The 14,156-nt window shown below is 56.9% G+C and carries 12 protein-coding genes; 4 read left to right on the top strand and 8 right to left on the bottom strand.

Annotation, left to right across the window (positions count from 1 at the left end; all coding sequences use genetic code 11):
• Window positions 1-459: 459 nt before the first annotated feature.
• The 8 genes from K5845_RS00610 to K5845_RS00575 form a co-directional block, all read right to left on the bottom strand.
• Window positions 460-2,286 (bottom strand): ABC-F family ATP-binding cassette domain-containing protein, encoded by a 1,827-nt coding sequence (locus tag K5845_RS00610; protein ID WP_287957998.1) that lies wholly within the window; start codon window positions 2,284-2,286, stop codon window positions 460-462.
• 8 nt (window positions 2,287-2,294) lie between these two features.
• The gene (locus K5845_RS00605) at window positions 2,295-3,488 is read right to left on the bottom strand and encodes a glycosyltransferase family 4 protein (RefSeq protein WP_052743781.1); all 1,194 of its coding nucleotides are present in this window, start codon (window positions 3,486-3,488) and stop codon (window positions 2,295-2,297) included.
• Between the two features lie 129 nt (window positions 3,489-3,617).
• Window positions 3,618-4,355 (bottom strand): sulfite exporter TauE/SafE family protein, encoded by a 738-nt coding sequence (locus K5845_RS00600; protein WP_046477853.1) that lies wholly within the window; start codon window positions 4,353-4,355, stop codon window positions 3,618-3,620.
• 122 nt (window positions 4,356-4,477) lie between these two features.
• Entirely contained in the window at window positions 4,478-6,799 is a 2,322-nt protein-coding gene (locus K5845_RS00595; protein WP_082101065.1) for a DUF3604 domain-containing protein, read from the bottom strand.
• Between the two features lie 90 nt (window positions 6,800-6,889).
• A complete protein-coding gene (locus K5845_RS00590; protein WP_046477856.1) occupies window positions 6,890-8,161 on the bottom strand; it encodes a TRAP transporter large permease in 1,272 nt (423 codons plus the stop codon).
• A 59-nt stretch (window positions 8,162-8,220) separates the two neighbouring features.
• Window positions 8,221-8,721 (bottom strand): TRAP transporter small permease, encoded by a 501-nt coding sequence (locus K5845_RS00585; protein WP_046477858.1) that lies wholly within the window; start codon window positions 8,719-8,721, stop codon window positions 8,221-8,223.
• Window positions 8,722-8,762: 41 nt separating this feature from the next.
• The gene (locus K5845_RS00580) at window positions 8,763-9,800 is read right to left on the bottom strand and encodes a TRAP transporter substrate-binding protein (RefSeq protein WP_046477859.1); all 1,038 of its coding nucleotides are present in this window, start codon (window positions 9,798-9,800) and stop codon (window positions 8,763-8,765) included.
• A 178-nt stretch (window positions 9,801-9,978) separates the two neighbouring features.
• Window positions 9,979-10,770 carry a GntR family transcriptional regulator gene (locus K5845_RS00575; RefSeq protein WP_046477861.1) on the bottom strand — a complete coding sequence of 264 codons (792 nt, stop codon included), beginning with the start codon at window positions 10,768-10,770 and terminating at the stop codon, window positions 9,979-9,981.
• A 222-nt stretch (window positions 10,771-10,992) separates the two neighbouring features.
• On the opposite strand from K5845_RS00575, the gene K5845_RS00570 reads away from it, so the two are divergent.
• The 4 genes from K5845_RS00570 (at window position 10,993) to K5845_RS00555 (ending at window position 14,156) form a co-directional block, all read left to right on the top strand.
• Window positions 10,993-11,352: an ArsR/SmtB family transcription factor gene (locus K5845_RS00570; protein ID WP_287957994.1), complete on the top strand. Its 360-nt coding sequence runs from the start codon at window positions 10,993-10,995 to the stop codon at window positions 11,350-11,352.
• Window positions 11,342-11,836, top strand: coding sequence for an arsenate reductase ArsC (locus K5845_RS00565; RefSeq protein WP_287957993.1), 495 nt, complete (start codon window positions 11,342-11,344; stop codon window positions 11,834-11,836). The genes K5845_RS00570 and K5845_RS00565 overlap by 11 nt, the downstream gene beginning before the upstream one ends.
• 25 nt (window positions 11,837-11,861) lie before the next feature.
• Window positions 11,862-12,926: an ACR3 family arsenite efflux transporter gene (gene arsB / locus K5845_RS00560; protein ID WP_287957992.1), complete on the top strand. Its 1,065-nt coding sequence runs from the start codon at window positions 11,862-11,864 to the stop codon at window positions 12,924-12,926.
• A 303-nt stretch (window positions 12,927-13,229) separates the two neighbouring features.
• Window positions 13,230-14,156, top strand: coding sequence for a linear amide C-N hydrolase (locus tag K5845_RS00555; RefSeq protein ID WP_502814114.1), 927 nt, complete (start codon window positions 13,230-13,232; stop codon window positions 14,154-14,156).

Below are 14,156 nucleotides of genomic sequence, written 5' to 3'. Positions count from 1 at the left end.
TCCGGAAAAAAACCGGCCCTTCCGTGGAGCCCTGACAGTTGGGCCTCCATGCCTCTTGAGTGCTTCTCTAAAGCCACCCGAAAAGCATCTTTAAGCAAACATATGGGGGGCAGCAGGGTGAGTTCAAGCAGATCTACTGAACTCCGCATGCGCATAGCCGCCCTGCACTGAGCGGCGTCCTGAAGGGGAGTTAACTTGAATAATCAACCTGTGTTCCTTATATGTTCATGCAAGAGAAGGAACACAAGAGAAATGAGAAAGAAAAAGCAGCAGCAGACGACGACGTTGGCACCAGGTGAAAAGGTCAGGCATTGCCTCGTATGCCATGAGGAGTTTGTCAGTGCCTGGTCCGGAAACCGTGTATGCAATCGCTGCCGGTCTACGGCGGTTTGGAAGCAGGGTGCGTAAAAACGGAAAACCCGCGAGGCCGCTTGTCCACGCCTCAGGCGGCCTCGCGAGTCAGCCTTCCAGTTCCTCTCGCTTCATTTCCAGTTCCAGCCATTCTTCCTCAAGCTGGGCGAGTTGGCGTTCGGCTGCGGCCAGCCGCTCGCTTGCCTGCGTAAAGCCGCCGGGATCCTTCGCGTAAAAATTGGCATCAGCGATGCGCGCATGAAGGCCCTGGATCTCACCCTGTAGCGCATCGATTTGGCCGGGAAGCTTCTCCAGCGCGTGCTTTTCCTTGAAGGACAGCTTGCGTTGTGCCGCACCCCGTTCGTTACCACTCTTCTCAGAGACTGATGATTTTTCTCGCCGCTCGGGTGCAGGCATGCCTTTGTCAGGCGCAATATCCATTGCCCCACGGCATTGCGCGATCATATCCGAATAGCCGCCCGGATATTCCCGCCAACGGCCTTCTCCCTCTGGAACGATAACGCTGGTGACCACGCGATCCAAAAAATCGCGATCATGGCTGACGAGCAGGATTGTGCCCGGATAATCCGCGAGCAGTTCCTGCAACAGATCGAGAGTCTCAAGATCGAGATCGTTTGTCGGCTCGTCCAGCACGAGAAGGTTGGAGGGCTTCGCCAATGCACGTGCCAGCATCAATCGTCCACGTTCGCCACCCGAGAGCACATATAGGGGGGAGCGCGCCTGCTCCGGCAGGAAAAGGAAATCCTTCATATAGCTCGCAACATGCCGAGCTTTGCCGTTGATGATGACTTGGTCGCCACGTCCGCCGGTCAGAGCATGGGCGACGGTGGCGTTGGGGTCGAGGTCGTCGCGCTTCTGATCAAGCATGACCAGTTCCAAATTGGTGCCGAGGCGAAGATCGCCACTGTCTGGCGTGAGGTCGCCCGTAAGCATGCGAATCAAAGTCGTTTTGCCCGCGCCGTTCGGTCCTACGAAGCCGATCCGATCCCCTCTCAGCACACGCAATGAAAAGTCCTGGACGACCGGGTTGCCACCATATGACTTCGTCAGGTTCTTTGCCTCGATGACGAGCTTGCCCGACAGCTGACTCTCCGAGGCCTCCAGAACCACATTGCCTTGTGCGCGGCGGAATTCGCTGCGCTCATTTCGCATTGCGCGGAGTTCCGCGACGCGGCGGACGTTACGCTTGCGGCGCCCTGTAACACCCCCATGCATCCATTGCTCTTCTCGAACGATTTTGCGATCGAGCTTATGTCGCTCGGTCTCCTCCTGTTCGAGAAGTTGATCACGCCATGCTTCAAAACTTGCAAAACCTTGATCGAGCCGACGCGCAATTCCCCGATCGAGCCAGATAGTCGACCGGGATAGGTTCTCTAGAAACCGCCGGTCGTGGCTGATCAGGACGAGCGCCGCTTTCGTCGTCTTGAGTTCGGCTTCGAGCCACTCAATGGCAGGGAGATCGAGATGGTTTGTGGGCTCATCAAGCAGAAGAACGTCAGGTCTTGGCGCCAAGACGCGCGCAAGTGCCGTCCGTCGCGCTTCGCCACCGGAAAGTTGCGCGGGGTCTTCCTCACCCGAAAGCCCGAGTTCAGAAAGCATGACCTGACCACGATACGGATCATCCGTCGGGCTCAATCCCGCTGCGACGTAGTCACTGGTTGTTTTGAAGCCAGAGAAGTCAGCTTCCTGCGGTAGATAACGGATCACCGCTCCTGGATGTGCAAAACGGGTTCCGGAATCAGGTTCGATCTGGCCGGCAGCGATCTTCAGCAAGGTTGATTTACCCGATCCGTTGCGCCCAACGAGACAGAGCCGGTCCCCTGCGGCAACGCTGAGTTCTGCGCCTTCGATCAGTGGAGTTCCACCAAACGTCAGATGGATATCTTTGAGGGTGAGAAGAGGTGGATTTGCCATGTGTAAAATTATGCGTTGTGCTGAGCGAGGAGCGCGCTGTAGGCACTGCGAATGCCTTCCTGCACGTGTTCCAGTGTGAAGCCGGACAAGACGCGCTCCCGCGCTGCCTTGCCCATCTCCACGCGCAAATTAGGCTCGCGCACGAGCCGGGCCAAAGCCGTTGCCAAAGCCTGTGCATCGCCTGCGGGGACGACATAGCCTTCCACCGCGTTGCGAACGAAGTGCCGGCAGCCGGGAACGTCGGTGACGATCAAAGGCCGAGAGCACGCTGCGGCCTCTAGAACTGCCCGCGGCATACCTTCCCGCGTGATCGCCGGCAGAACGCATATATCAGTATCGGCCCAGACGTCGCGAACGTCCGAGACATGGCCGTGCCAAACAAGGAGCCCCTCGCGTTGCCACTGCGCGACCTGCGCCTCTGAGATGGCATCAGGATTGTCATGATCAATCTTGCCGTAAAGCTTCAACGTGATCTTTGTTCCGTCATGGCGCAAGATACGAGCCGCTTCGGCGAGTGTTTCCAGTCCTTTGGAACGGATAATCCGGCCCACAAAAGCCGTTGATGCAACTGTCGAAGTTGGAGGAGGAAGAGCGGGGTAAGCTTCAATATCTATGCCCGCTCCGCCCAACACGGTCGAGCGCGTTCCAATCTTTATGCCGTTGTTCGTGAGGTAGGCGCGGTCATCGGGGTTTTCCGCTAGGAGCCACGTGTCGGGCCGGCCGAGAATACCGCCGAGTGCGGCAAATGCCGCCGGTCGAATAACCCGAGCAGCCATGCCTTCGGAAATTCCGAGAAAGCCAAGCCCTGTAAGGTGCATAACGACGCGACACCGTGGAGCCATTCTCAGGGCAAGGGCGGATAGCACCATGGGCTGCATCGCGACCACATGGACGACGTCAGGCTGCTCTTGCGCAATGAGCTGCGCGAGGCTCCGCACCGTTCCGGCCTGACGAAGGGGAGACAGCGAGGAACGACGGAAGTCGAACGGCACAACACGGGCGCCAAGCGCCTCGAGTTCATCGAAGCGCCCGGAGGATCGGGTCGCAATCACGACCTCGTTGGCAAACTCTCTCAAGGTCGCAATCAGCGGCTTGAAATGAGAAAGCGCGAACCAATCCTCGCTGATAAGCAGGAGGATCTTGCCGCTGTGCTGGTCGTTACGATGCCGTTGCATCAAATTTAGGTCATCCCCGATTGCCATTCTCCGAGCGTTTCTCACACTCGGGGCGACCTATATCAGATATTTGGGCCTGTGCAGCGCCCGCGCTGCGATGCCGCCACCAGGTTCCAGGTGGACAAGAACAAGCGGATATCAAAGCGAAGGGGCGTCTTAGATATTTGTCCAAACCAGAATGATCCCGGACACGCCCAGCAATGCCAAAATGATCTCTTTGAAACGCTTATCGTTGACGCGGGCATACAAGGCAGACCCGAGGAACGCACCGGCGAATGTTCCCGGCAGAGCGGCAGCTACGGCGATGCCAAGTTCCTTTGTCACGAGCCCGGCAGCAAAATGCGACGCCAGAGCGGCGCTGCATATGGTGATATTGAAGACTTGGAACACACTTCGTCTTTGGTCCTTCGTCCAGCCTCGGACATCAGCCCATATCGTCGGCAGTGGACCTGACAGCCCAGCCAGCCCGCCCAAAATTCCACCTCCTAGACCAACAGCGCCATCAGCTAGGCGACCACCCCACGCGACGGGGCTCCGAGACCGGTGAAGAAGGGAGTGCGTGGCGTACAATAGCAGCAAGCATCCAATGCCAAGCTTGAATGTTCTGACATCGATCGACGCAAGGAGTGCGGTGCCAAGGGGCACGCCGATCAGGCCGGGCACGATAAAAGGGACAACACGCTTCAACTCGATGGCGTGACGAATTTTGGGAAGAGTTTGAAGTTGAGCAACCAGAGAGCACACGATGACCAGTGTCGCCGCGACGGTTGGTGAGACCGCATAGAGCCAAATGCCCATTGCAGTGATGCCGGTCCCGAAGCCGGCAAGCCCGTTGACGAACCCCCCGGCGAGGGCCCCTGCGACCAGAATGACAACAAAGGATTCTAATCCCAATAGGGCAACTCCTGGTAAGCGGCCCTTATTGGTCGCTCAGACGCCAAGTTTTTATTGGTGCTCACACGTGAATCCGCGCGCGACCTTCCGAGCCGCGCGCGGACGTGGGGGCACTTCGGCCCTTATCTATAAACATAGACCGGGCTGGTCCATGCACGCGTGCCATCCTCTTGTGTAACGCGGATGTAGATGGCGTTGTCGCCGTTCGCATGCAGTGGAACATCGCGATTAAAGCGGAAGCTGCGGTGTGGGTTGTCTTCCGGCAAGCGGAAGACCTTGACGAAGCGTGGCAATTGTCCCGACGCGTCGTAAACACGGTCTTCCATTCCGATGTCAGCCACCGGCAGTTCGAACGAGACAAGCGGTGTCTTCAACTCAAGAACGCCTGCCTTCGCATCATTCAGCGTCACATCGAAGCCGCCGAAGTTACCCGTCGTCAGCGCCTTCCACGTCAGCCCGTCTGTGCCGTCCTGCTCCAGTTTCTTGTCCCGGTTCAGGAAGTTCACGGGGCGCGCTTCCACGATCCCGTTGTCGTTAAATCGTGCGCTTCCATCCCAGATCACTTCCCGGAAACGCCCGCGATATTCGGCGCCTTCCCAAAGCACCCGGACACGGGCGCCGAGATCGGCTTCGCTATAGGGACGCAACGTCTCTACAAGTTCGCGGCCGTTGAAGATGTCGATTCTCTCGATAGGCGAGTTCGAAGCGACCGACACATCGAGGTTAAACGTGCCGTCCGGCAAGTGTACGATGTCGCCCATCAGGGCTTCGGTCGCAGAGTGGCCTTCCGCCGGTCCGAGCTTCGGATCGTCATGATAGAGCGTTCCCGCTGCGCTGAAGCGCGCTTTGAGGTCGATGATCATACGGCCGCCCGGACCACCGGTCGTGCCGTAGTGGTGGCGCTTTCTCAGGCAATCAAGCAGTGCAGACCGCGAGAGCTCTTCCATCAGATAGCAGGAAAGTCCACCGATAGCGCCGAACTTTCCAGCACCAGGATAGCTTGCGCCCGGGCGCCCCTTGTGTCCATCCGAGTTTGTCACAACACCGACTCGGTAGCCTAAGTCCAACGCATCATGCAGCAGCCACTCGAACGTGCCCCATGATGAGTGAACTTCGACCGACCGTTCGAAACGTCCGTCATGCGCGACCTTGATATCAGCGTAACGCCCGCCGCAGTGCGCAAAGCAAACGACGTCGAATTCACCAGCTTCAGCAAAAGCTTCAAACAGTTTGCCTGCGGTCGTGCAGTCGTATTTGGCCGTCGCTTGGTCTTCGATCAAAGCATGCGAGGATCGGCGGATGATACGGTCTTCGACAGGAAAATAGACGTTACGGTCGCCACCAAGCGAAGTGTTTCCCGACCATTCGTATCCGGGCAGGGCAATAAAGCGGCCGGGTTCGTCGAACTCGGCTGTGATACGATTGAGTTCTGCCCAAAATTCGTCGGTAATCTGGAAATCGTTGCCCTGGTGGCCGCAGGCATCGACGAACGCGCGGTCGCGGGCAAAGGCGAAGTATTCGCGCGCGCTGCCCGTGCCGATCGTTTCTTCCGACTGTCCGTGCAGATCAGCCCAGAAATGGACGAGCTTCGTATCCTCGATGATGAGCGGATTGGTCTCCGCAACGACTGCGCCGGAAACATCGCGAACGAGGACGGAAACTTCCCCCGGTTTAGCAACAGAAAGTCCGTCCAACTCGAAGGCAAAACGACCGGGTTTCATTTCGAGCGTCTTTGGAAGACCGTCGATGGCGCCGCGTGCCTCCAACGTAAGCGCGGCGTCGCACTGATCTGAGGGGTTACCCCACTTGTCTTCGCCCTTCACTTTCAAAGCGAAACGCTCGCCGGGGCGCCGCCGCGTCGGCAGTACGGCGACATAGCGTTCCGGCGCGCCCGGAACGATCGAGATCATTGGCTGATCTGGAAGCGTCTGAAAGTTGAAGGTTGCGATCGGGTCGACCAGTACGCGGAATTCGAACGTCTGCTCACAGAAGGTCTGAAGCCGCATGCCGGGGCCGCCATGATCCGTCACGCCAAAGCGGATCACAATGCGATCGCCCTCCTTGAGGTATCCCTTCACGACCTTGATCCATAACGTACGATCCCAGGGGCGCACGTTGGCCTTCGGATCCCACCGCACCTGGAGTACGGCGCCGTTGGAGGCTTCGACCGTGCAGTAGTTAGGGCCTTTAGGGTCGTCGAACTGCGGGTTACTTTGGTCCGAAGCGAAACGGAAGCAGACGCGTAGGCTTCCGGAATCATCGACGCCGAACACGCCGGCGGTGTAGGTCAGCGTGAACGATGCATAGGAACCGGCTTCGAAACGGCCTGACGGTGAGATCTCGGCGTGCCCGAGTTGATTGTCGGCGATCGCACGCCGGATAACACCGCTGTCCATTTCCTCCCACGGACGGTTCGAGGTCACGTCGGCGTTTGTACTTGTCATGGATCTTCCAGTCCTTCTTATCAGTAGATTTGGGCGCGCCGTTTTTTGCATCAGCGCGCCAGTTTCCTTGTGGATCGGTCTAGCGCGACCTCACTTGAAGACGTTCACCAGGAACGTGGAGAGCGGCGGGCAATAGGAGATCAAAAGGAGGTCGATGATCAGCACCAAGATGTAAGGCCAGATCGAAACGACGATCCGTTCCACCGAGACTTTCGTGATGGCGGAAGCAATGAACAGATCGACGCCAAGCGGCGGTGTGACAGTGCCGATGCTCAGATTCACCGCCATGATCACACCAAACACGATGGGGTCGATGCCGAAGCTCATCGCCGCCGGGTAGAGGATCGACGTGAATATAACGATGGCCGCGGCGGCGTTCATCATGCAGCCCACGAGCAGCAAGAAGACGTTGACGAATAGAATGTAGAAAATCTGATTGCCGGCAGTTGCCGCGAGATACGCAGAGATGCTTTGCGGAATCTGGTTGATAGTAATCAACCAGGCGAAGACGCCGGCCGCGTTCATGATGAACATCACGATGGCAGACGATATCACCGCCTTGAAGAACGCCTTATAAAGCGAGTTCAGCGAGAGCTCGCCGTAAGCCCAGCCAACGATCAGCCCGTAAAGTACGGCCACGACCGCAGCTTCGGTTGGCGTGAAGATACCGCCATAGATGCCCGAGAGAATGATGACCGGCATGAGGAGCGGCCAAAACGCCGCTTTGAACGTTCGGACGATCTCGCCAGCACCTTGAAACTCCGCTTTCTCAACTTTCTCCCGAGCAGAGAGGAACCAGTTAAGGAACAGCATGCTGACGCAGATCAGGACGCCCGGAAGAATTCCAGCGAGGAATAGATCCGCAATCGAAACGCCAGTAACGACTCCGTAAAGGATGAGCAGAATGCTCGGCGGAATAATCATGCCCGTGACGCCGGCGGCGGCGATTGTGGCCGCGGTGTACTGCGGGTCATATCCCTTCTCCGCCATTGGTCCGTTCATGACACTGCCAATGGCGGCTACGGTCGCAGCATTAGAGCCCGAGAGCGCAGCGAAGAAGCTGGAGCCGAGAATGGCGACTGCGCCCAAGCCTCCGCGGAAATGACCGACGAGAGATCCCGCGAAATCCACGAGGCGGCGCGACATACCGCCTGTCGACATGATCTCACCGGCAAGAATGAAGAACGGGATAGCGAGCAGTGGAAATGAATTGTTCGTCGAGAACATGCGCTGGGCAACAATCTCGAAGCTGATGCCGCTCAACGCGAGACCTGCGATGCTTGCCAGCCCGAGTGCAACAGCGATCGGCGTTCGGATCATCATCAAAGCGATGAGTGTGATAAAAATTGTAGCGGTCGTCATGTCGGAGGTCCCTCGTAGGCCGCTTTCGGCGCAGGTCTGAAAGAAGTGCGTCTAAGAGCTCAGCTTCCGCTCGAGACGAGTTCGGAAGCTGGGGCCGTGAGTTGCCGTACGAAAAGCTCCACGACATAGATCAGCATGAAGGCTGCACCGACCGGCACCGCCGCATACACCCAAGCCATCGAAACCTCGAGCGCAGGTGAGATTTGCGGCATCACCCGGAGGGTAAGTTCTCCGCCCTTTACGACAAGGATGGTGAAGAAGAGCGCGCTGGCCAATGATGCGAAGAGGAGCGCGACACGCTTGGCCCCATCGGGAAGTTGATCAATGAAGATTCCGATTGCAGCGTGGGAGTTGCGCCGAAGCGCAACAGCTGATCCTAAGAACATCACCCACACGAACAGATAGCGTATGAGTTCGTCGGGGAAAGCCAAAGAGCTCTCCACGACGAAGCGAAAGAACACCGTAGCGACGCCAAGCACAAACATCGCGGCGAAGCAGACGACACAAATGGCCGCCAGGATATGCTCGGAAAAGTCTAGGATTTTCTGGACGATTTTCATGATGATTTCTCCGGTAGTCGTTCCTGGCGGCCCATCCTTTCTCACTTGGTTTCGACAACGCTCGAGATCAGCTCACTGCCGAGCTTGCCACGGTACTCGTCCCAGACCTTTTTCATCGCGGCCTGGAAGGCTTTGGTCTGTTCGGGCGTCAGGCGGGTCACGGTCATGCCGCCAGCTTCCATTTCGGAAAGATATTTTGCCTCTTCTTCGTTGAGCGTTTCGCGTTCCCAAGCCTGCGTGTCTAGCGCGGCATCCTGGAAGAGCTTCTGAACGGCTTCAGGCTGCTTCTGCCACATCTTGTCGTCGGCGAGGAACATGATGCCGGCCCACTGGTGGTTGGACAGAGTGATGAACTTCTGCACCTTGTCGAAGCCGAAGGCCTTCACGTTGCCAACGGGGTTGTCTTGACCGTCGATGGTGCCCTGCTGAAGCCCGGTAAAGACTTCTGAGAGCGCCATAGGTGTCGGATTGGCGCCGAGTGCCTTGAAGGTCGCAACGTTCAGCGGGTTGTTCACCACGCGGAACTTGACGCCCTTCATGTCGTCCGGCTTCTCGACTTTTGTGTTGCGCGTCGTGATGGTACGGAAGCCGCTTTCATACATCGCGAGTGTACGAATGCCGGTCTTTTTCAACATGTCTTCATAGAGCTTCTTGCCGACAGGACCGTCAGCAACGGCATAGGCGTGCTCACGATCACGGAAAATGAATGGCAGATAGAAGATGTCGAGCGGAGCATAGAAGCTGGCGACATTGGTCGTGGGCACCAGTGCGAAATCAACAACGCCGCCAATCTGGAGACTTTCAACGAGATCGCGCGACGAACCAATGGTGCTGTTGGGGTAGACAGTGACAGTGATCTTGCCGCCGCTCTTTTCCTTCACGATATCGGCGAACTTCTGTGCACCGCGAGACAGAGGGTGAGCCTCGTTGTAGGGATGCCCGAATTTCAAGCTAAGCTCCGGCATGTCTTGTGCGGACGCAGGCAGGAAGGACATCGACGCCATACCGACGGCGCCCACCAAGGCAGCGCTATATCGGGCGAATTTGCGTGCGAGCCGCAGTGGATTGGGTGTCGTCATATCTTCTTCTCCTATGCTCAAACTTGAAAAGGGTTCCGGCTCAAACCGGCGAATGCTCTGGCAGACTTTGTCCGTCTGCGCTTGTTTTTGGCCCGTGCTCAATCCCCCGAGTTTCCGAGCTGTCTGCGACCGTCGAGACCTTCGGGAAGAAGAAATAAAAAACGCTATTTTGTAGAAGCTAGCCCCCACTCTTGCTGGCCCCCTCGTATGGTGCTCCGCTTGCGATCTCCAACATTCGATCGCTTGGAGGCAGGAAGATGCGTTGCCATGTGATGGGCACGTCGCGGTAAGTCATCCCGCAGATCGTCCAGACAATTCCGTATTGCCCAGCAGGCACTCCGATAATGCGCGTTACGCGCGGAGGAAGGGCCTGACAGAGCATTGTTTGACGCGAGTTGAGTGTAGGCGCGTTGAAGCGCTCGGCGAGCATGTCGCGGATAGAGACACCGTCGAGGTTTACCCGCTTCATACGCGCGAGCTGCCCGAAGCGGTCTGCCGGCAGGTAGACCTCGCTAAAAGCGTCGAATTCCTTGTTGATTGATGCGAGCCGCCGGATGCGGATGAACCGGTCCTCTTTGGCCTGGAGGAAATCCCGCCAAGGCCCGCTCTCCTGAGTCTCTTCAGCGTCAAGAATGGTGAAATAGACAGGCAGGAGTTGTTCCCCGCCGTCGGCCTTGAAACGGAAATGGCGCAGATGACGCTCCGGTGCGCGTGCGCCGGATACGAAAGTCCCCCGCCCTTGGTGGCGTTCAACAACACCCATGTCGACGAGATTGCGGAGAGCACGCTGAACGGTGCCAAGGCTCGCCTTGGCTTCCTTGGCAAGTTGCTCTTCGGACGGAAGCTGACCGCCGGGCTTCCAGCGCCCGGACTCGATCTCGCTGAGGAGTTGCTCCGCGATCAACCGATGCTTCGACTTCGCGGATTCCTTGGGTTCCGAAGGTCCCCTGTTGTCGTCCTGTGCGTTCATTCTCGGGACCCGCATCAACACGATGTCCTATGGTGGACTTGCTGCATATTGAGATTAATGCCCCAGAGAATGGCGTCAACTCCTATATAGGAGATGGGCATAATTTCTACACAACGCCAAAAAATCAGGCTTGCGCGCTAGAAAATCCGGCCACAGCTGGTTTCCGCGATCTGGTGACAGATTGGGATTGACGGATGGCTACATTTCTGGATATCTCGATATATGGATCAAAGTGATGCTCTGCTCGCCCTCGCCGCGCTTGCTCAACCGACACGGTTGGACGCCTTTCGCCTGCTCGTTCGGCATGAGCCTGAAGGGCTTCCTGCTGGAGAGATTTCACGTCTTCTGGATGTTCCGCAAAACACGATGTCCACGCACTTGGCGCATCTTTCACGTGCGGGACTTATCAAGTCCGAGCGGCATAGCCGGTCGATAGTCTATCGGGCCTCTCTCGAAGGCTTGCGGGCTTTGACGGTGTTTATGCTTAAGGATTGTTGTGGCGGCAGTCCGGAAATTTGCACGCCCATCATCAACGAAATCAAAAAAAGCTGTTCGCCGAAGGAGAGACGGCGTGCCTGGTAAGAACTACAATGTGCTGTTCTTGTGCACGCATAATTCCGCCCGTTCAATCCTCGCAGAAAGCGCAATGAACCGGTTGGGGCAGGGCAGATTATTTGGATACAGCGCCGGCAGCCAGCCAAGCGGACGCATCCATCCCTACGCGATAGATCTCCTCGGAGAACTTGGCCATGACGTAGACGCTTTGCGTTCCAAATCCTGGGATGAGTTTGCCCAGCCAGGGGCTCCGCAGTTCGATTTCATATTCACCGTTTGCGATGCCGCTGCCGACGAGGTTTGCCCAGTATGGCCGGGTCATCCGGTGAGTGCGCATTGGGGAATAGCCGATCCGTCGCGCGTCGAAGGCGCACCTGCGGCCCAACGCCGTGCGTTTTCTGAGACTTTGCAGATCATGAGCGATCGCATCCGGAAGTTCATCGCTTTGCCGTTTGAAGAGCTCGATAGCGAGACGCTCAAAGAGGAACTTCGGGAAATCGGTCGAAGCTAAAATCAAATTATAGACTGTAGGGCTCATGAACTCTTTCGAACGATACCTGTCTCTTTGGGTTGCGCTGTGCATGGTGGTCGGCATCGCTCTGGGCCATGTCATGCCCGAAGCGTTCCAGTCGATTGCTGCGGTTGAGGTGGCGCAGGTCAACCTGCCTATTGCCGTGCTCATTTGGCTGATGATCATTCCGATGCTCATCAAGATCGACTTTGCTGCGCTTGGACACGTGAAAGAGCACTGGCGCGGCATCGGTGTGACGCTCCTGGTCAATTGGGCGATCAAGCCGTTCTCGATGGCTGCGTTGGGATGGCTCTTTATAGGCTATCTCTTCCGGCCCTATCTGCCAGAAGATCAGATAACATCTTACCTCGCCGGGCTCATTCTACTGGCGGCCGCGCCGTGCACGGCCATGGTATTTGTGTGGAGCAATTTGACGAAAGGGGAACCGCACTTCACGTTGTCTCAGGTCGCACTCAACGACACCATCATGGTGTTCGCATTTGCGCCGATCGTTGGACTGCTGTTGGGCCTCTCAGCAATCACCATTCCGTGGAACACCTTGGTTTTGTCGGTGGTGCTCTACATTCTGGTCCCGGTACTGATTGCGCAAGTCTTACGAAGATTGGTCTTGGCGCATGGAGGCGAGCTGGCTCTCGCAGATTTACTTTCTGCGCTGCAGCCGACATCGCTGATTTCTCTCCTAGCGACGCTAGTGCTCTTGTTTGGCTTCCAGGGCAAACAGATTCTGGAGCAGCCGTTGGTCATTGCGCTGTTGGCGGTGCCTATTCTTTTCCAAGTCTACTTGAATTCCGGTTTGGCCTATTTGCTGAATCGCTTAGTGGGCGAGAAGCATTGCGTTGCCGGTCCCTCCGCTCTGATCGGAGCCAGCAACTTCTTTGAGTTGGCCGTAGCTGCAGCGATTAGTCTCTTCGGGGTCAACTCGGGCGCGGCACTTGCGACAGTCGTCGGCGTTTTGATCGAAGTGCCGGTGATGCTGTCCGTGGTCTACATCGTGAACGGAACGAAAAACTGGTACGAACGCGATCTGAATCCGGCGGCCGATGCGCGCCCGACGCGGCAAGAACTATGATACCTGCCGGAAAGAGAGATCTTAAACTAAACTGAAATTGTTAGCCATGCCGCCACGTTGAAGTGGTTGTCATTCAGCACCGATGAAATAGTCCCGCTCTGCGTCTCAACGACGGGGCTAAACAATTCATAGGTGGCAGGTATGAGGTTCCAACAATCCGTCTTGTGTCGCAGCGCCGACCGCAAATTATATCCCGCATTGGCACTCATTCTGGCGCCTCTGTTGATCACCTCCTCCACTGCGGAAGCTTGCACCCGCGCCGTATATTTGGGTGCAAACGGACAGGTCATTACAGCTCGGTCCATGGATTGGAAGAATGATGTTGGGACCAACCTCTGGATTTTTCCACGCGGTATGGAGCGTACGGGAAACGCTGGTCCTAACTCGATCAAGTGGACGTCAAAATACGGAAGCGTCATTGCCTCCGGCTATGATGTGTCCACTACGGATGGTTTCAACGAGGAAGGGCTGGCTGCCAACGTCCTTTGGCTCGTTGAGTCCGAATATCCGACGCGCGACAAATCAAAGCCTGGCTTGACAATCGCCGCGTGGGCTCAATACGTGCTCGACAATTTTGCGACGGTCCAAGAGGCGGTCGACGCATTGAGGAAAGAACCCTTCACGATCGTCACGGCGAACGTCCCCGGCGAAACCCGGCTGACGACCTTGCACCTGTCGTTGTCGGATGCGAGCGGTGATAGCGCAATTATCGAATACATTCAGGGAAAGCAGGTCATCCATCACGGAAGAGAATATCAGGTGATGACCAATTCACCGATATTCGAACAGCAGCTGGCCTTGAACGCATACTGGAAGCAGATCGGCGGTACGGTTATGCTCCCCGGGACCAACAGAGCGGCCGATCGCTTCGCGCGTGCTTCGTTTTACATCAAGGCCGTCCCGCAGGAGCAGGAGCCCAATCGCGCGGTTGCGAGCGTGTTCAGTGTCATTCGGAATGCGTCTGTGCCCTACGGCCTAAACACGCCCGAGGAGCCCAACATTTCCTCAACGCGCTGGCGCACTGTCGTAGATCACAAGCGTAAACTCTACTTTTTTGAATCCGCTTTAACGCCGAACACGTTCTGGGTTGAGCTGAACCAGATCGATTTTTCCGCCCCAAATTCGGTTCGCAAACTTGATCTCGGCGCGAACCAGGATCGCACGTATTCGGGAAATGCGACGAGCGAGTTCAAGGCGGCAAAACCGTTTGAGTTTCTTGGACTGCCGTAA

It is taken from the genome of Filomicrobium sp. (genome assembly GCF_025698805.1).
GTDB lineage: Bacteria > Pseudomonadota > Alphaproteobacteria > Rhizobiales > Hyphomicrobiaceae > Filomicrobium > Filomicrobium insigne.
Note: the sequence above shows the minus strand (reverse complement) of the source record. Positions and strands in the feature narration are given on the sequence as shown.